Annotated in this window: 11 protein-coding genes and 6 pseudogenes; all 17 read left to right on the plus strand. The window is 43.5% G+C overall.

What is annotated here, in order from left to right; all coding sequences use genetic code 11:
- The 17 genes and pseudogenes from HUU89_RS04245 (at position 1) to HUU89_RS04325 (ending at position 18,635) form a co-directional block, all read left to right on the plus strand.
- Positions 1 to 819: a replication initiator protein A gene (locus tag HUU89_RS04245; protein WP_175301077.1), complete on the plus strand. Its 819-nt coding sequence runs from the start codon at positions 1 to 3 to the stop codon at positions 817 to 819.
- Positions 819 to 1,613, plus strand: a complete 795-nt coding sequence (locus HUU89_RS04250) for an ATP-binding protein (RefSeq protein WP_175301078.1) — start codon at positions 819 to 821, stop codon at positions 1,611 to 1,613. The genes HUU89_RS04245 and HUU89_RS04250 overlap by 1 nt, the downstream gene beginning before the upstream one ends.
- Before the next feature lie 84 nt (positions 1,614 to 1,697).
- Positions 1,698 to 2,189 carry a PcfB family protein gene (locus tag HUU89_RS04255; RefSeq protein ID WP_118575383.1) on the plus strand — a complete coding sequence of 164 codons (492 nt, stop codon included), beginning with the start codon at positions 1,698 to 1,700 and terminating at the stop codon, positions 2,187 to 2,189.
- A gap of 56 nt (positions 2,190 to 2,245) precedes the next feature.
- A pseudogene (locus HUU89_RS04260) lies at positions 2,246 to 3,049 on the plus strand (type IV secretory system conjugative DNA transfer family protein); the annotation flags it as partial.
- A gap of 691 nt (positions 3,050 to 3,740) precedes the next feature.
- On the plus strand, positions 3,741 to 5,651 hold the full coding sequence (gene ltrA, locus HUU89_RS04265) for a group II intron reverse transcriptase/maturase (RefSeq protein ID WP_009005801.1): 1,911 nt from the start codon (positions 3,741 to 3,743) through the stop codon (positions 5,649 to 5,651).
- A 132-nt stretch (positions 5,652 to 5,783) separates the two neighbouring features.
- Positions 5,784 to 6,857 (plus strand): annotated as a pseudogene (locus HUU89_RS04270) (VirD4-like conjugal transfer protein, CD1115 family); the annotation flags it as partial.
- 79 nt (positions 6,858 to 6,936) lie between these two features.
- Positions 6,937 to 7,065 (plus strand): annotated as a pseudogene (locus HUU89_RS04275) (Maff2 family mobile element protein); the annotation flags it as partial.
- Between the two features lie 722 nt (positions 7,066 to 7,787).
- A complete protein-coding gene (gene ltrA / locus HUU89_RS04280) occupies positions 7,788 to 9,674 on the plus strand; it encodes a group II intron reverse transcriptase/maturase (RefSeq protein ID WP_096240995.1) in 1,887 nt (628 codons plus the stop codon).
- Between the two features lie 148 nt (positions 9,675 to 9,822).
- A pseudogene (locus HUU89_RS04285) lies at positions 9,823 to 9,921 on the plus strand (Maff2 family mobile element protein); the annotation flags it as partial.
- A 12-nt stretch (positions 9,922 to 9,933) separates the two neighbouring features.
- Positions 9,934 to 10,803 carry a VirB6/TrbL-like conjugal transfer protein, CD1112 family gene (locus tag HUU89_RS04290; RefSeq protein ID WP_175301079.1) on the plus strand — a complete coding sequence of 290 codons (870 nt, stop codon included), beginning with the start codon at positions 9,934 to 9,936 and terminating at the stop codon, positions 10,801 to 10,803.
- A gap of 23 nt (positions 10,804 to 10,826) precedes the next feature.
- The gene (locus tag HUU89_RS04295; protein WP_118576004.1) at positions 10,827 to 11,291 is read left to right on the plus strand and encodes a PrgI family protein; all 465 of its coding nucleotides are present in this window, start codon (positions 10,827 to 10,829) and stop codon (positions 11,289 to 11,291) included.
- Positions 11,173 to 13,344, plus strand: a pseudogene (locus tag HUU89_RS04300) (VirB4-like conjugal transfer ATPase, CD1110 family); the annotation flags it as partial. The gene HUU89_RS04295 and the pseudogene HUU89_RS04300, both read left to right, overlap by 119 nt.
- Positions 13,345 to 13,682: 338 nt before the next feature.
- Positions 13,683 to 13,967, plus strand: a pseudogene (locus tag HUU89_RS04305) (conjugal transfer protein TraE); the annotation flags it as partial.
- Between the two features lie 16 nt (positions 13,968 to 13,983).
- Complete coding sequence (locus HUU89_RS04310) at positions 13,984 to 14,094, plus strand: hypothetical protein (protein WP_008688066.1); 111 nt, start codon at positions 13,984 to 13,986, stop codon at positions 14,092 to 14,094.
- 3 nt (positions 14,095 to 14,097) lie between these two features.
- On the plus strand, positions 14,098 to 16,914 hold the full coding sequence (locus tag HUU89_RS04315; RefSeq protein ID WP_217498424.1) for a CD1108 family mobile element protein: 2,817 nt from the start codon (positions 14,098 to 14,100) through the stop codon (positions 16,912 to 16,914).
- Complete coding sequence (locus HUU89_RS04320; protein ID WP_243868275.1) at positions 16,895 to 17,248, plus strand: DUF4315 family protein; 354 nt, start codon at positions 16,895 to 16,897, stop codon at positions 17,246 to 17,248. The genes HUU89_RS04315 and HUU89_RS04320 overlap by 20 nt, the downstream gene beginning before the upstream one ends.
- Complete coding sequence (locus tag HUU89_RS04325) at positions 17,211 to 18,635, plus strand: CD1107 family mobile element protein (RefSeq protein WP_217498425.1); 1,425 nt, start codon at positions 17,211 to 17,213, stop codon at positions 18,633 to 18,635. The genes HUU89_RS04320 and HUU89_RS04325 overlap by 38 nt, the downstream gene beginning before the upstream one ends.
- The last annotated feature ends 2 nt before the right edge of the window (positions 18,636 to 18,637 follow it).

The raw sequence follows: 18,637 nt of genomic DNA on the forward strand, positions 1-18,637 counted from the left end.
ATGGCAGATTTTGAATATTTCAGAGCAGAAGAATCTGACCAGTTTTCTTTTTTTCGGATACCAAAAGCTCTGTTCACAGAAAAAGAGTTTGCAAGCCTGTCTACAGACGCAAAGCTCCTTTACGGAATTCTGCTTGATCGAATCAGCCTATCCAAGAAAAATGGCTGGATTGACAGTGATGGTTATGTCTATATCATTTACACGATTGCAGAATTGCAGGAACTATTGCGAATGTCGCATACGACAGTGACAAAGCTTCTTTATGAGCTTGACAGTGTGCATGGGATTGGATTGATTGAACGGTATCGGCAGGGGAATAATCGTCCCTCTGTCATATACGTGAAAAATTTTGTGAAACGGATTAGAGGAAAGCCAGTAAGATACTTTGCTTCTGGAACGCCAGAAACTGGAAATCCGGACTGCAAGGAATTGGAAATCCGGATTGCAAGAAACTGGAAGTCCGGAACGCAAAAAAATAGAAGTCCGGACTGCAAGAATCTGGATGGAAGTAATACTAAGATAAATAAGACTGAAAAGAATCATACTGATAAGAGTAAGGGCAATACTCCCGCTCTGGAAGAAAAATTCAGTCAGTATGGTAGATTTAAAAATGTTGTCCTGTCAGAAGCCGAACTGCAGGAGCTGATGACGTTATTTCCATGGGATTACCAGAAACGGATTGATCATCTTTCTGTTTATATGAAATCCAGTGGAAAAGAGTATCAAAACCATTTTGCAACAATCTGTCTTTGGGCAGAAAGGGATGGAGCCAGGACAGGAATGGATAAATATGAATTTCAGGAAGGAGAAAGCCTGTGATGGAAAATAAAGTAACAGCAGATTATCTGGATGAAGAGGGATGTCTTCATTGTGGTATCTGTGGAAAAAGAAAACAGATGAAAGTTAGTCTGATGGGATTTGAGCATGTAGTGTCCTGTTTGTGTGAATGCGAGGTAAAAGCCAGGCAGGAACTTGATGAGAAGATGCAGCGGGAAGAAGCACAGCGGCAGCTTTATCAGAGAAAATCCGTCGGACTTCGGGAAAGAAGATTCTGGGAATGGAAATTTGAAAATGACAATGGAAGCAACCAGAAGATACTAATTGCCAGGCAGTATGTAGAAAACTGGACAGATATGAAGAGAAAAAATGTAGGATTGCTTCTGATGGGACCAGTTGGAACCGGGAAGAGTTTTTTTGCAGGCTGTATAGCAAATGCACTTTTGGAACAGGGAGAACGTGTCATGATGACAAATTTTTCTAGGATCTTAAATGAAATGACCAGCTATCAGGCAAATAAGAACCAGATCATACAAAATCTTGTGGATTATCCGTTGCTGATTATTGATGATTTAGGAATAGAACGAAATTCTGAGTTTGCTTTGGAGCAGGTTTATAATGTGATAGACAGCCGTTATTGTAAAATGCTTCCGCTGATCGTAACAACGAATCTGGGACTGAATGAAATGAAATCTACAGATTTGGATACTGCCCATCAGCGCATTTACAGCAGAATACTTGAAATGTGTGTTCCCATCTATTGTGGTGGGGAAGACAAGAGAAAAGAAGAAGGGACAGAAAAACTCGTACAGGTGCAGCACCTGATTACCGGTTAATCTGTCCTTTTTCATTGAAGGGGGGGTGATTGCCATGATTACAGATCTGGACAGCAGTTGAATCGCTGAAAGGAGGGAAAAGTCATGCAGGAAGAGGTAACTCAGAAAACGGTCACGTTCTGTATTCGGGCTACTAAAATTACGGCAGACCTGTTGAAAAAGGTTCTTGCTGCGTATCTGCGTCATCAAAAGCAGAAATCAGTAGAGAAGAAAGCACAGAAAAATCAGCCGAAACAGGGAAAGGTCACGGTAAAAGAGCTGGCAAAACAGAATGCCGGGATGGTCAATATCGAGATCACGGACAAAAATATCAAGTCCTTTGAACGGTATGCCAGAAAATACGGGATCAATTATGCTCTGAAAAAAGACAAGAGCAAAGATCCTCCGGTTTATCTGGTATTTTTCAAGGGACGTGATCAGGATGCCCTCAATGCTGCTTTCCGTGAGTTTTCCCAGAAACAGATTCAAAAAGCGAATAAGCCTTCCATTCATAAGCGTCTTGCAGCTTACCGGGCAATGATGCCAAAGAAGACGAAGGACAAAGTAAAGAACCGGCATCAGGAGCAGAGTCGATGAAAAAGAAAAGCGGCAAAACTCTGATGCAGAAGTGGAAGAATAAAATCGGGGGTAAGCTGTCCGCCCTGGATAAAAAGAAACTGGTTCTTACAAATATCCCTTATGCTCTGGCTGCTTTCTATGCAGACCGGGCATTTTTTCTTTACCGGAACAGTCCGGGAGAAGATATGGGGAACAAACTTTTATATGCAATGGAACACGCAGACCGGATTTTTGCTGGTTTTATGTTAAGCAATAACTGGAAAGATCTGCTAGCAGGTATTGTTGTTGCAGTCGTTCTGAAAGTCTTGGTCTGGCAGAAACAGGCAGATGCAAAGAAATTACGGAAAGGCATCGAGTATGGTTCAGCCAGATGGGGAACCGTAGAGGATATCAAGCCTTATATGTCGGAAGATCCATGGATGAACATTCCATTGACAGCAACAGAAGCACTGACCATGGAGAGCAGACCGAAGCAGCCGAAGTATGCAAGAAATAAAAATATAGTGGTCATCGGCGGCAGTGGTTCCGGTAAGACACGTTTTTTCGTAAAACCATCGGTCATGCAGATGAACTGTTCTATGGTCATTACAGATCCGAAAGGCACTTTGATTGAAGAGTGCGGGAAGATGTTAGCAAAGGGACCACCTAAGAAAGATAAGAATGGAAATATCATGAAAGATAAATCTGGAAAAGTGGTACATGAGCCATATGTGATTAAGGTTCTGAATACCATCAATTTTTCCAAGTCCCTTCATTACAATCCATTTGCTTATATACGGTCTGAAAAAGATATCCTGAAGCTGGTGACAACAATCATTGTAAATACCAAAGGCGAAGGGGAAAAAGCTTCCGAAGATTTTTGGGTGAGTGCGACTCGTTCGCAGACGGTAAAAAGTCTGCGCACGAGCAACGGTTTTCCGTTGTTCGGAGAACTGGTAGTTTGATAGGTGGAATGACGGGGTAACGCCCTGAAACGCCTACCCTTGATGGGCGTGCATTAGCTGTAATGGCTGGTGTACGAAGCCCCATGACAAAGGCTGAGAGTAACCGTAACCACTGCCTAAAGTGGTCGAAAGCGGTCTGGAGGCAGACTGTGTTACCTATAAGCCGAGAGTCTATAAGATACCTATGGTTAGAATGTTCGCTTTGGCGGGCGGACTGACGAACCTGCGAATGTACAGGTCTAAAAGAAGACCACGCAGAAATGTGTGGGTGCGTTAATGCGCAGTCGGTGTGGTTTAGTAGAAATTGATCCTACGAACGACCATGCTGTGTTACAGGCACAGGCAAGCCGACAGGTCTATAGCAGGAACCTATGGGTATGTATGAACAGATAGAACTATCGGAACGAGGAAAGGCAGCAGATTCCGCAAGGAATAGTCTGACGAAAAACAATAAGCAGACGAACTGCTGCTGAAAAGTAGTGGTCGAACCTATGATGTGCTTGCGTTATGTGAGCTACGGAGGAATGGCCACAAGTCGGTTGAGATAAGCAGGCATTATTCAATCCAACATAAGGATTCGAGTAAGACCAAAAGGGTCACTTTCGCAAAAAGGAGGTGATGCCTTATGCCAAAGAAAAACAAAACTCTATGTGTAGATGACTTACGTCATGCCGAGTATTACGGTATGCAGCCAGTTTTTGATGAACTCTATCATCGAAGTTTGGAGGGAGAAAATTTTACCGACCTTATGGATTTAATTCTGAGCCGGGACAACATTCTTCTGGCATATCGGAACATCAAAGCAAACGGAGGAAGCTACACAGCAGGAACAGACAACAAAAACATCAGTGACATCGGGTGTTTACCGCCCGAAACAGTTGCAGAGAAAGTGAGGTTTATTGTCACAGGAAGTCAGCACGGATACCGCCCAAAGCCGGTAAGACGCAAAGACATTCCGAAACCAAACGGAAAAACCAGACCGTTAGGTATTCCCTGTATCTGGGACAGGCTGGTACAGCAATGTATCAAACAGGTCATAGAGCCAATCTGCGAAGCGAAATTCAGCGACAACAGTTACGGCTTTCGCCCGAACCGTTCCGTGGAACACGCCGTGCAGAAAACTTACACCATGCTTCAACGCATGAACCTGCATTATGTGATTGAGTTTGATATAAAAGGATTTTTCGACAACGTAAATCACAGCAAGCTAATGCGGCAAATATGGGCAATGGGAATACACGACAAACAGTTGATTTTTATTATCAAGCGGATTCTGAAAGCACCGATTAGAATGCCAGACGGCACTACACTCATTCCAGACAAAGGCACTCCGCAAGGCGGTATCATTTCACCGTTGCTTGCCAATATCGTGCTGAATGAACTGGACAAATGGGTTGAGAGCCAATGGCAGAACCACCCTCTTGTAAAGGAATACGGGTATGAGAGGAAAATCAGAAACTCGATTACTTTTGACCGGAGCAAGGCATTCCTCAAAATGAGGAAAACAGGGTTGAAAGAAATGTATATCGTGAGATATGCAGATGATTTCAGAATTTTCTGCCGGAATAAAGAGGACGCTTTGAGAACGAAAGAGGCTGTAACGGCATGGATAACCGAGAGGCTGAGGTTGGAGGTATCGCCAGAGAAAACAAGGATAGTCAATGTTAGAAAACGCTATTCAGAGTTTCTTGGGTTTAAGATACGAGTCAGACCGAAAAGCAGGAAGTACATCGTGCAATCTCATATCTGTGACAAAAAGTTGGAACTGGAAAGGCAAAAACTGGTGGAACAGGCGAAACGAATTGCCCGACCTTCAGAGGGAAAAAGACCTTTGGACGAAATACGGCTGTACAATTCAATGGTTCTGGGAATACAGAATTATTTTCAACTTGCCACCTGCATCAGCATTGATTGCAGGAAAATCCACAGACAGGTCATGACAGTTTTAACAAATCGGCTCAATACAGAAACCGGGTGCAGACTTGTTCGAGAGGGCGGCGCAATGACCGAGAGCGAAAAAGAACGGTTTGGAAAGTCGGCAATGATACGGTATGTATCTGGAATCGACCAACCTATCTACCCTATCGCATACATCAAGAACAAGATACCGATGGCAAAGAAAGCGGCGGTTTGCAGTTACACGGTAGAGGGACGGGCATTGATACACACGAACCTAAGTATGAACTCATCTGTTCTATCAGGTTTGAGGAATCAACCGTCTATGGGGCGAAGCACAGAACTTACTGACAGCAGGATTTCACTATTCTCGGCTCAACGTGGAAAATGTGCGCTAAGTGGGGAACTCTTTGAAAATGCGGCTGACATAGTATGCTGGCTGAAAACACCGGCAGAATTGGGCGGCAAGGAACGCTATCGAAATATGATTTTGTTCCATAATAGATTTCTTCCACTCCTGCAAGAGTGTCCTAAGAATGAGCTAAAAGAGATAGCCGACACGCTCAAGGCAACAAAGGAACTGATGTTAAAAGTGAACAGTCTGCGCCAGCAGGCTGGTTTGTCCGCAATAGAAAACTAACATTTCATTTGGTGATTGATTAAATGCTTGTGAAAACAACCGATGGAACGCCGGATGCGGTGAAAGTCGCACGTCCGGTGTGGAGTGGGGGAAAATCCGGCGATAACTTCAAAGGATTACCTATCACTATAAGCAGAGAAATTGCTCTACACAGCATTGATTGCTTTTATCTGGTATGAAGGGGATGAAGAGGAAAAGAATCTGAATACCCTTCTTGATCTTTTGAATGAAAGCGAAACCCGTGAAGAGGATGAAACTTACCAGAATCCAGTGGATATGATGTTCCAGGAACTGGAAGAAAGAGATCCGCAACACTTTGCGGTCAGACAGTATAAAAAATACAAAATGGCGGCTGGAAAGACAGCGAAAAGTATTTTGATATCTTGTGGGGCCAGACTTGCCCCATTTGACATCGCAGAGCTTCGAGAGATCATGTCTTATGATGAAATGGAACTGGATAAGATCGGGGATAGGAAAACAGCCTTGTTTCTGATTATGTCTGATACGGATACCACATTTAATTTTGTGATTGCCATGTTACAGTCACAGCTTTTCAATCTGCTTTGCGATAAGGCAGACGATGTATATGGTGGAAGACTTCCGGTGCATGTGCGTGTCATTGCTGATGAGTTTGCCAACATCGGACAAATTCCTCAGTTTGACAAGCTGATTGCAACTATCCGAAGCAGGGAAATCTCTGCTTCTATTATTTTGCAGTCACAGAGCCAGTTAAAGGCAATGTACAAAGATAGCGCAGATACGATTCTGGGCAACTGTGATACTACGCTTTTCCTTGGTGGCAAAGAGAAAACTACCTTAAAGGAAATGAGCGAGCTTCTGGGGAAGGAAACTATTGACCTGTATAACACTTCGGAGACGAGGAGTAATCAGAAATCCTTTGGACTGAATTATCAGAAAACGGGCAAACAGCTGATGACAGAAGATGAGATTGCAGTCATGGATGGCGGAAAATGTATCCTGCAGATTCGTGGTGCCAGACCATTCTTTTCGGACAAATATGATATCACGAAACACAAAAATTATCGGTATCTTGCAGATGAAAATGAGAAAAACCGATACAAAGTAGAAAAAGAGTTAAATCCGCAGTACACACCGAAACCTGAAGAAGAGGTGGAGGTAATTCAAGTAGATCTGTCGAAGTAACCTTGGGAATGAACGGAAAATAATGAGGAAAGGAATAACTGACATTAGGTGCGCCGGCTTTTTAGTCGGTGTTTTTTCATTCCCGTAAACACCTGAAAGAAGTCAGTTTTGGTGAATGTATATGGCATTTTTTAGCAGTGCAATTACAACTTTAAAAACTCTTGTAGTCGCAATCGGCGCAGGTCTTGGCGTGTGGGGTGTCGTAAACCTTCTGGAAGGATATGGAAACGACAATCGTGCGACACGTTCGTAAGTGAAAAGCTTACGCACAAAGTCGAAGGGCAATTGTAGCCCGAAACTTTGGAGAACTGATATTCCGATGGGTGAAATGAGGGGGTAACGTCCCGAAGCGCCACCCTAATACTCCGAATGGCGGGGAGCATGCAACGGCTCTCTCCAAAAGTTTATAGAGCTCGGTGAAGTCGGCAGAGAGCAATCGTAAGACTGGTTTTCAGGCCAGACACGAAAGCTGTCCAGAGGTGGATGGTGTTGCCTATATGCCGGGGGTCGGATATCCATGGTGAGAATGTATGAAAATACTGACGAAATTCCGAATGTACGAGTCTAAACGTTGATGCTGTCGAAAGGCAGTACACCTTTCATGGTGGTATCTGTGGGCAAGTAAAATTGGTTGTTATGAAAGTCCATGCATCGTTACAGGCGGTGCGGTTATGCATGACCAGATACAGGCTTAGAGGAAGAACCTAAAGATATCCAATGATAGGAATATCGGAACGTGGAAAGCTGGGGACACGGAGGCGGTTGCAAGCCAGTGATGTGGTGGATGGGAATACCTTCGCGAGAGGGCAATAACCATTCTTTATTCCAGTGAGAGTAGTGGCACAGTACCTATGAAGCCGTGAATAAGTAAGCGGTGGAGGGATAGCCACAAGTCGAATTCAGCAATGAAAATGAAAACACAACAAACACAGCTTCGAGTATGACAAAGAAAATCCAAACCGAAGGGAGAGGATGCCTGTGTTGACTTCGGGGCAGCAAGAAAGGAAAAGTAAACAGAGAAAAATCCGCAACTCAGAGTATTACGACATGGAAGGTACTTTTGACAGGCTGTATGCAGAAAGTAAGAAAGATAAAACCTTCAACCATCTGATGGAAATCATCGAGAGTGAAGAAAATATCAAGCTTGCATACAGAACGATAAAGAAGAATACAGGAAGTGATACTTCGGGAGTGGATAAAAGGACGATAGCCGACCTTGCAAAGTTAAGCGAGGAAGAATACGTCCGTCTCATACGGAAACAATTCAGTAATTATCATCCACGACCCGTAAGGCGAGTGGAAATACCAAAGCCCAATGGAAAGACCAGACCGCTGGGAATTCCAACTATCGTGGATCGGATCGTACAGCAATGTATTTTGCAGGTCATGGAGCCGATATGTGAAGCAAAATTCAGTGAGAACTCCAACGGGTTCCGCCCGAACCGTTCCGCTGAGACTGCTATTGCGCAATGCATGAGGCTGATACAGGTACAGCATCTGTACCATGTGGTTGACCTCGATATTAAAGGCTTCTTTGATAATATCAGCCATACAAAGCTGATGCGTCAGATATGGGCATTGGGAATTCGGGACAAAAAGCTGCTATGCATTATAAAAGAGATGTTGAAAGCACCTGTTGTTCTGCCAAATGGGGAGAAAACATATCCCACACGGGGTACTCCGCAAGGCGGTATTTTGTCGCCATTGCTTGCAAATATCGTATTAAATGAACTGGACTGGTGGATTGCTTCCCAATGGGAACAGATGCCAACAAAGACAAAATTCAAAACGAGGAGCAATGCGCAGGGAACAGAGATTAAGAGCCACGCTTACAGGGCTCTGCGCCGGAGCAGATTAAAAGAGATGCATGCAGTTCGGTACGCAGATGATTTTAAAATTTTCTGCGCATCACATGAGGATGCCGTCAGAGCATACAAGGCAACAGAGTTATGGCTAAAGGACAGGCTGGGGCTGGAAATCAGCCCTGACAAATCCAAAGTAGTTAATCTCAAAAGACAGTATTCTGATTTTCTCGGGTTCAAGCTGAAAGTCCGTAGAAAGGGTAAGAAATATGTGGTTCGGTCTCATATGAGCGATAAAGCATACAAAAAGGCTCATGATAAAGTCTCGGAAGAAGTAAAGGAACTGGCTCATTCGTCAGATGATAATGTTCAGTTCATGCAGCTTCAGAAATACAACTCTGTAGTTGCTGGACTTCATGAATACTATTGTATTTCCACAGAAGTATCTCATGACTTCAGCAGACTTGCCTTTAGTATCAACAAACAGCTCAGAAACAGACTGAAAGGCGACTTATCCAAAAAGGGACAACTCAGAAATGGGTTCATCAAAGAAAAGTATGGAACAAGCAGACAGATGAGGTTCCTTCATGGACGTCCGGTGGTTCCACTGGGATATGTCCAGCCGAAGAACGCCCAGCATAAAAGGAAATCCATCAATAAATACACGGTCAAAGGTCGGGAACAGATTCATAAGAATCTTGCAATCGACACAGCGACGATGTTATGGCTGATGAGAAATCCTGTAAAGGGTAGAACCATTGAATATGCGGATAACCGTATTTCTTTGTATGCGGCACAGTATGGTAAATGTGCAGTGACGGGAATTCCGATGGATTCTCATGATATTCATTGCCACCATAAAGTGCCGGTAAGCAATGGTGGTTCGGATGAATACGCAAATCTAATTCTTGTCAGCAAAGAGGTTCATATCCTTATCCATGCTTCCTCAGAACCCACGATTGAGAAGTACCTGAAATCCTTAAATCTTGACAATAAACAAATAGAAAAGCTTAACAAACTTCGTAGTATGGCAGAAATGCCACCTATTATTCTTTGAATTTAATGCTGTAACGAAGTGTGTAAGTTGTGTTTAAAACCCTGGACGGCTGAATTCGATGGAGCGCCGTGTGCGGTGAAAGTCGCATGCACGGTGTGGAGCGGGGGAAAATCCGGAGATAACTTCAAAGGATTACCTATCGCTATCCGGCGCTAAGAGCCAGGGCATCAAACAGCTGATGGCTGGTGCCGGAATCATGCTGCTGGGAACTACCCTGATTCCACAGCTGGCAACCCTGTTCTCTTAAGAGGAGTGGTAGATGAACACCATCATTGAGAGAATTACGGAAGCGATAAAGGATATCCTGATCGGACTTATCAAGTCAAGTTTGGATAACATGTTCACGTCTGTCAATGAGCAGGTGGGAACCATAGCCGGGCAGGTGGGACAGACACCGCAGGGATGGAATGCAGGGATTTTTAATCTGATTCAGAATTTATCCCAAACGGTGATTGTCCCCATTGCGGGACTGATCATCACCTTTGTCCTGTGCTATGAATTGATCACGATGGTAACACAGAAAAACAATTTCCATGAATTTGAGACTTATAACATTTTCCTCTGGATCTTCAAAGCGTATGTAGCCATTTATCTGGTGACAAATACGTTCAATATCACGATGGCGGTCTTTGATGTTGGCCAGCATGTGGTCAACAATGCCGCCGGGGTGATATCAGGAAACACTGCGGTGGATGCAACAGAAGCAATTACACGGATTGTGGATGCCCTGGAGGATATGGAGTTAGGGGATTTGTTCCTGCTATCCATGGAAACGATGTTGATCAGTGTTACCATGCACATTCTGTCAATTATCATTACGGTAATCTTGTACGGAAGAATGATAGAAATTTACCTTTATACTTCCATAGCACCAATTCCGTTTGCCACCATGACCAATAAGGAATGGGGCAATATCGGAAACAACTATTTAAAAGGCTTGTTCGCACTGGCATTTCAGGGATTCTTCATGATGGTCTGTGTGGGAATTTATGCAGTTTTAGTAAATGCAATGACCATATCCAGTGACCTTCATGCAGCAATGTTTTCAGTAGCGGCTTATACCGTGATTCTTGCATTTTCATTATTCAAGACCGGAAGCCTTAGCAAATCAATATTCAATGCCCATTAGCGGGCAGGAAAGGAGCGCATACCATGGCGTATGTACCAGTACCAAAAGACCTTACCAAGGTCAAAACAAAAGTAGCGTTAAATCTGACAAAGCGGCAGCTGATTTTCTTTTCACTTGCCGCAGTTGTGGGAATTCCGTTTTATCTGGTCATGAGAAAACCAATTGGTTCCAGTATCGCAGCCATCCTGATGGTAACGATCATGCTTCCATTTTTCTTCATGGCAATGTATGAAAAAGACGGTCTTCCCTTTGAAAAAGTGGTGGCAAATATCATTCGACAGAAGTTTATCTGTCCGGCGGTAAGACCATATAAGACAGAAAATTTTTATCAGGAGATTTCCACCCTTGTAAAAAAGGAGGGTGTGCCAGATGGCAAAAAAGACAAAGCAGGAGGCTCAGCAGGAGCGTCTGTCCCTGGCGGAAAAAAGAAACCATCAGGAAAGAAGAAACAAAACAAGCAGAAAAGAAAGAGAACAGGAAAAGCGTAGGAAGAAGCAGGAACGGGATCGTAGGAAACAGAAAAACATTCCTACAACTGCACAGCAGAGTATTCCGTATATTCGGATGCTGCAGGATGGTATCTGCCAGGTGACAAAGACCTTTTTCTCTAAGACAATTCAGTTTTATGACATCAACTATCAGCTTGCTTTAAATGAGGATAAAACCACGATATTTGAAAATTACTGTGATTTCTTAAATTACTTTGATTCTTCCATCAGTGTGCAGCTGTCCTTTATCAATCAGCAGGTGGATGTGGCAGAATTTGAGAAAAGCATTGACATTCCTGATCAGAACGATGACTTCAATGCCATTCGTGAAGAGTATCGTACTATGTTGAAAAATCAGCTTTCAAAAGGAAATAATGGTCTGGTGAAGACAAAGTATATTACTTTTGGAATTGAAGCAGAGAGTTTGAAAGTAGCAAGACCAAGGCTTGAAAGAATCGAAACAGATATCTTAAATAACTTTAAGGTTCTGGGGGCACAGGCACATTCCTTAAATGGTCTGGAGCGGCTGGAGATTCTATATCATGTGTTCAACCAGGATAGGATTGAGCCATTTAAGTTCCAGTATAAGATGTTGCCGGAAACAGGATTGAAGACCAAAGATTTTATTGCACCGACTTCCTTTAACTTTTCCAAGAATCAGACATTTTTGATGGGAAGAACGATGGGGAGCGTGAGTTACCTGCAGATTCTGGCACCGGAGCTGACAGACCGGATGCTTGCAGATTTCCTGGATGTGGATGACAGCATCAATGTCAACATTCATATCCAGTCCATTGACCAGAGTTCTGCGATCAAAATGATCAAGAGTAAGATTTCAGATCTGGATAAGATGAAGATTGAAGAGCAGAAGCGGGCAGTACGTTCCGGTTATGATATGGACGTACTTCCATCGGACCTTATAACCTATGGAGAAGAGGCGAAGAACCTGTTGGAAGATCTGCAGTCCAGAAATGAACGAATGTTTCTTGTAACGGTTCTGGTGATGAATACCGCAAAGAAGCGTCAGAAACTGGATAACAATATTTTCCAGGTGCAGGGAATCGCACAGAAATATAACTGTTCCTTAAAACAACTGGATTATCAGCAGGAAGCAGCACTCATGTCCTGTATTCCACTGGGAGTCAATCGAATTGAAATTCAAAGAGGGCTTACCACATCTTCAACAGCGATCTTCGTGCCATTTACGACACAGGAACTGTTTCAGGAAGGGGAAGCTCTTTATTATGGATTGAATGCATTATCCAACAACATGATTATGGTTGATCGGAAACGTTTGAAGAACCCGAATGGACTGATTCTTGGTACACCAGGTTCCGGTAAGTCCTTCTCAGCAAAGAGAGAAATTACAAACTGCTTCCTGATCACAGAAGATGATATCATTGTCTGCGATCCAGAAGCCGAATATTCGGCACTTGTGCAGGCACTGCACGGGCAGGTGGTACGGGTTTCTCCGGTATCTGACCAGTATATCAATCCAATGGATCTGAACCTGAATTATTCCGAGGAAGACAATCCACTGTCACTGAAAGCGGATTTTATTCTGTCGTTGTGTGAGCTGATTGTTGGAGGAAAGAATGGACTGGAGCCGGTAGAAAAAACTATCATTGACCGTTGTGTGCGGTTGGTTTATCAGGAATATCTTGCCGATCCCGTACCGGAGAAGATGCCAATCCTGGAGGATTTATATAATCTGTTGCGGAAACAGGAAGAGTCGGAAGCACAGCGTCTTGCAACTTCATTGGAGATTTATGTTACAGGCTCCCTGAATGTATTTAATCATCGCACAAATGTAGATATCAACAATCGTATCGTTTGTTTTGATATCAAAGAGCTTGGAAAACAGCTGAAAAAGATCGGGATGTTGATTGTGCAGGACCAGGTATGGAACCGAGTGACTATCAATCGTTCCGCTCATAAATCTACCCGTTACTATGTGGATGAATTCCATCTTCTATTAAAAGAAGAGCAGACAGCAGCTTACAGTGTGGAAATTTGGAAGAGGTTCCGTAAATGGGGAGGTATTCCAACTGGTGAACTGGTTTGTTACTTGTTAGTCGCTTAAAGTGCAAACTATCGCCGTTCTGACTGAAACCGGCAAGTAAGTCAGAAGTATCAATGCGGAAAAAAACGGGAAAGGGGTAGCGACCTAATCCGAGTGGAAGGCTATTCATAATAGAATAGCCACACGCAACGCATAGAGCTTGAACCTGCATAAGCAGAATATAACAGCTCCAAGAGGCCGCATTGCCAGCCGGTACGATATAATCGTGGTAAAAAGATATGCTATGCTGAGCGTGAAATGACACGCTGATGAAAATGGGCGAAAGCCCCAGAGAGGTGGATAAAAAGCCACCTGATAATAACAATCAGATAACACAGAATATCAAAGATTTATTGGCTTCCAGGGAAATCGAGAATATTTTTGAAAACTCTGATTTCATTTATATGCTCAACCAGGCTTCTGGAGACAGGCAGATTCTGGCAAAACAGCTGAATATCTCACCAACCCAGTTGTCCTATGTAACCAACAGTAATGAGGGGGAAGGACTTTTGTTCTATGGAAATGTCATTATCCCATTTGTAGACAGATTCCCGAAGAATTCCCTCTATAAAATCATGACAACCCGCTTAGAGGAGACTTCCGAAGCAGGTTAAATCAAAGGAGAAAACAATGTTACGAGCAATTTCATATGTATTAACTTTTAGTGGCGGTGCTGTTTTCGGCATCGCTTTTCTCTGCTTATTACAGGCAGGGAAAGGGTATCCGAAGAAGGAGGAGTAAGTAGTGGCAGAACAGAGAATGAAAGTCAGGGACAAGAAAGTCCAGAAGATGACCAAGGATGGGCTGGTGGAAGAAAACCTGACAGATAAATCTTCTGTTCGTGTCAGTAACCGTGTCGGTGATGTGCAGATGGGAAGAAAACAGGGGGAAAAAGAAGAAAACCTTGTGGATAAGTCTCCTCGCCAGTCTGAACGGAGTGGGAAAAATATTCGTCCCTCTGTGCAAAAATCCAGAGATGCACCGGAACTGATACGGACAGAGAAGCAAAGTGAGGATTTTGGACAGAGTAGTAAACAGCAAAATAGAAAAAGAATCCGTGCTGAAGTTGGAAAAGAATCCAGACTTGCAGAAAAATACGAAGCCGGACAGTCAGGGAGACTGAAAGAAAAACGTGCTGATCTATCAGAAAACAGAGGAGACAGCCGGAGAAATCAGACAGGTGGCAGCAAAAAGCCAAAACAAAAACAACGTTTGAAGTTTGCTTATGAGGAAACTGGTGCTTCTGTGAAAAATGACAAAGATATGGAGAAATTGAACCAGATGGATACGGATGGAGTCAATTTCCGCCATCAGAAACAGAAAGAAAAAGCCAAAAAGTTTTCTTATGAAGAAGCAAGAAAGAAAAAGGAAGCAAAGCAGCATTCCAAGAAAGCACAGGTCTATCAGGCAAATGAAGGAGAAACTCCTGGAAAGAAAAAATCCCGTTTGAAGTTTGGTGAAGGGGAATCTGTGACAACAGAAAAAACTTCTGTTGTCAAGAAAGCAGGAAGTGCAACTTCCGTAGCATTGCACCGTGAGATCAGCAAAAATGAAGACGATAATGCGGCGGTAGAAGGTGCCCATAAGTTAGAAGAAAGCGGCGAAGGTGTTTACCGGCTGGAACAGAGAAGTGCCAGACGCAGGAAACAGTGGGCATCCAGAAAAAGAAGCAGACTTGAAAGACAGGAAGAGAAACAGGCACAGGCTGCATCCCATCAGGAGCAGAAGAAGCTGAAAAAACAGATTCAGAAGCAACAGATCAAACGGGATTATGCCAAAGCGAAGCGAAGTGAACAGACAGTAGGAACAGCTACAAAAGGCACGATTGATTATATTAAGAAGATTGGCGGTAAGGTCACCAACTTCTTTAAAGAAAACCGGAAGGTGTATATCAGTGTAGCAGTTCTGATCGGATTGATGTTTCTGATCATAACGAATGTCACGTCTTGCTCTGCAGTGTTTTTACAAAATGTGATCACTTATACCGGAACCAGTTATCTGTCATCGGATCAGGCAATCCGGGAAGCGGAACTGTATTATACACAGCTGGAAGCTAATCTGCAGGAGCGGATCAACAACATGGAATCTGAAGAACCGGGACATGAGGAATACCGATATAACATCGGACCTATTGAGCATGATCCGTTTATCCTGATCAGTTATTTGTCAGCAAAGTATGAAGAATTTACCTTTGAACAGGTAAAGCCAGAACTGGATGCTCTTTTTGCATTGCAGTATCGGTTAGAAACAGAAGCAGTCAATGAGACTGTGACAGAGACAGCAACTGTAAGAGTTGGAGAATCTTTGGGACAGGTTGTGACCAGTGGGTATTGTAACTGCCCAATTTGTTGTGGTATTTGGAGCGGAGGACCGACTGCCAGTGGAGCATATCCAACTGCCAATCATACCTTAGCGGTAGATGCTTCCAATCCGTTTGTACCAATGGGAACAAAGGTAGTTATGAATGGTGTCGAATATACTGTAGAAGATACCGGAGCTTTCGCAAGATACGGTGTACAGTTTGATGTCTATTATGACAGTCATGCGGCAGCATCTGCACATGGACATCAAACATGGGAATGTTATCTGGCAGATGATAATGGAAGCAATGAAGTGGAAGTGACCAGGACAAGAGATGTAGATGTGCTGAATGTCACCTTAAATAGTGGAAACCTGATGTCAATCTGTCAGGACAGGCTGGGATTTTTCCAGAAAGAACTGTTCAGTGCCTACAACGATACAAAAGGCAACTTGCAGATGTTTGCAACACCGGTTGATTTTAACTGGTATTCCAGTGTGACCAGCTATTATGGATATAGGATTCATCCAATATCAGGAGCAAATCAGCTTCATAATGGTATGGATATCGGAGCACCGGAAGGGACAAAAGTAATGGCAGGGCTGACCGGAACGGTTACAACTTCTGCTTATAACGACAGCTATGGCAATTATGTTGTAATCAAGGACAGTAAAGGTTATGAACTGCGGTATGCACATTTAAGCAGCCGAAGTGTATCTGCAGGAGCATCCGTCACGAAAGGTGATGAGATAGGTCTTATAGGAAATACTGGAAATTCTACAGGGAGCCATCTTCATATTGAACTTTTGAAAAATGGAGAGCGGTTAAACCCGATCTTTTATCTGGAAACAGGAGAAGGGGCAGGCTTTGGCGGTAATGAATATACCAGTGAAGCAGCACAGCGTTTGTTAAATGAAGCAGCGAGATATCTTGGAACACCATATGTGTGGGGTGGATATTCGCCAAGTGGATTTGACTGTTCTGGATTTGTAAGTTACTGCCTAGTTCATTCTGGGGTTAGAAACACCGGGAGGTTGACAGCACAGGGATTGTACAACATTTGTACACCTGTATCACAGTCAGATGCACAGCCGGGAGATCTGATCTTCTTTACAGGAACCTACGATGCAGGAGAACCAGTAACGCATATCGGAATCTATGTGGGCAATGGTCAGATGATCCATTGTGGGCATCCGGTTCAGTATACGTCCATCAACTCTCCATACTGGCAGAGCCATTTTTATGGATTCGGACGATGGTAAGGAAAAGGGCGGTGTAACAGCCGTCCGGAAAGGAGAAGCGATGAAAAGTCTTGAAAAAGCAACGGCAGATTATGAGAAAGCCAAGGAAAAAATGGAAGCATCCAAAGCCAGATATGAAGCAGATTTAAAGCGGTTCAAGGCTGCGGAGATTGCAAAAACAGAAGCGGAAAATCTGGAAATTGTAAAAATTATCCGTGCGATGGATATGAGCATTCCAGAGCTGGAAGCTTTCAAAAAGAGAATGAAAAATGAACTGCCCGGCAGGGTAGAAATACAGGAGGAGGAAACAAGGTCTGATGATGAATTTAGAGAAGATGAAACAGAAGAAATCTAAAAATAGCGTGAAAAAAGGATTGCTTGCAGCAACGACATTTCTTTGCCTGACAACACCTTTGCTCCAGACACAGACTGCTTATGCAGCTGAGAATATCACACCTGCAATCACGATTGAGAAACCGGATGGCTGGAAACAGGGAGAAACAACTATTACTGTTACGGTAGATGCCAGTCATATGCCGGAAGGTTTCTCGATAGCAAAGATTGAAGCAAAAGCTGGAAAAGATGGAAGCTGGCAGGATGTAACCGGAAGCGGAAGTATCACGATTACTGGAAACCAGACGGTATACGTGCGTGTGACAGATGGTGAGGGGAAGGTCTATGAGCAGAATCGCTCTATTAAGTGTTATGACACGGAAAAGCCGACACTCTCTGCTTCCCTGACAGATGGTGTACTGACGATTCAGGGAAATGATACAGTATCCGGGATTACTGCAGTAACAGTTAATGGCACCGCTTATACAGATCTGAAGGATGGAATGCTGAGAGTGCAACTGACACAGAAAGATTTTTCAACAAAACAGATTGAAATCACGGTAACGGATGGTGCCGGAAATACTTCTGAGAGGTATGTACTACAGAATCCTTATTATGAATGGGCAAAGAAGCAGGCAGAGAAACAGAAAACCTCCAGTGACAGTAATGGCGCAATGGCAACTACGACTAGTGCAGATGCAACTGCTACTGAGAAAACAACGACTTCACCACTTCCGCAGGATGCACAGGCTTCTGAGCCGACAGATGCAAAAGGAACTGTGGATAATCGGACAGTGACAGGTATCGAGGAACAGCTTAATAAAGAAGGCGAGACAGCAGATTCTGTTACAAAAACAGCTACGGAAGGCACAAAAGAGTTTTATACCATTTCAACTAAGAGTGGTAAGATTTTCTATCTGATCATTGATAATTCAAAATCTCAGGATAATGTGTATTTTCTTACAGAAGTCAGTGAAAAAGATCTGATGAACTTCACACTTTCTGATTCGGTGACACTTCCGGAAGTGGATACGGTTTATGCAGAACCAGAGAAAAAAGCAGAGGAAGAAAAACCGGAAACGACAGAGTCAGCCGAGAAAGATAAGGTAGAGGATGATATTCAGATGCCTGAAGATAAAAGTCCATTTGGAACGTATCTTTTGATTGCACTGGTTGCAGTCGGAGCTGCGGCAGGAGGATATTACTTCAAAGTCTATAAACCAAAACATGAATATGATGACGAGGACGAGATGGAAGAGGATGAAGATGAATCCGAAGATTCAGAGTCAGAAAAACGGGAAGTAGATGATGCAGATGAGCAGGAAGAAAGTACAGAACCGGAAATCCTGAGAGATGAAGATTTTGACGATAATGTGCTGGAAGATGAAGAAGAGGAGGAAGGGCGATGATT

This window comes from Faecalibacillus sp. H12 (genome assembly GCF_013361255.1).
GTDB classification, from domain to species: Bacteria; Bacillota_I; Bacilli_A; order Erysipelotrichales; family Coprobacillaceae; genus Faecalibacillus; species Faecalibacillus intestinalis.

Bases quoted from the DNA above. Each gene is read 5' to 3' on its own strand.
- HUU89_RS04245 (WP_175301077.1), top strand. From the start codon at position 1: ATGGCAGATTTTGAATATTTCAGAGCAGAAGAATCTGACCAGTTTTCT.
- HUU89_RS04250 (WP_175301078.1), top strand. From the start codon at position 819: ATGGAAAATAAAGTAACAGCAGATTATCTGGATGAAGAGGGATGTCTT.
- HUU89_RS04255 (WP_118575383.1), top strand. From the start codon at position 1,698: ATGCAGGAAGAGGTAACTCAGAAAACGGTCACGTTCTGTATTCGGGCT.
- ltrA (WP_009005801.1), top strand. From the start codon at position 3,741: ATGCCAAAGAAAAACAAAACTCTATGTGTAGATGACTTACGTCATGCC.
- ltrA (WP_096240995.1), top strand. From the start codon at position 7,788: ATGCCTGTGTTGACTTCGGGGCAGCAAGAAAGGAAAAGTAAACAGAGA.
- HUU89_RS04290 (WP_175301079.1), top strand. From the start codon at position 9,934: ATGAACACCATCATTGAGAGAATTACGGAAGCGATAAAGGATATCCTG.
- HUU89_RS04295 (WP_118576004.1), top strand. From the start codon at position 10,827: ATGGCGTATGTACCAGTACCAAAAGACCTTACCAAGGTCAAAACAAAA.
- HUU89_RS04310 (WP_008688066.1), top strand. From the start codon at position 13,984: ATGTTACGAGCAATTTCATATGTATTAACTTTTAGTGGCGGTGCTGTT.
- HUU89_RS04320 (WP_243868275.1), top strand. From the start codon at position 16,895: ATGGATTCGGACGATGGTAAGGAAAAGGGCGGTGTAACAGCCGTCCGG.
- HUU89_RS04325 (WP_217498425.1), top strand. From the start codon at position 17,211: ATGATGAATTTAGAGAAGATGAAACAGAAGAAATCTAAAAATAGCGTG.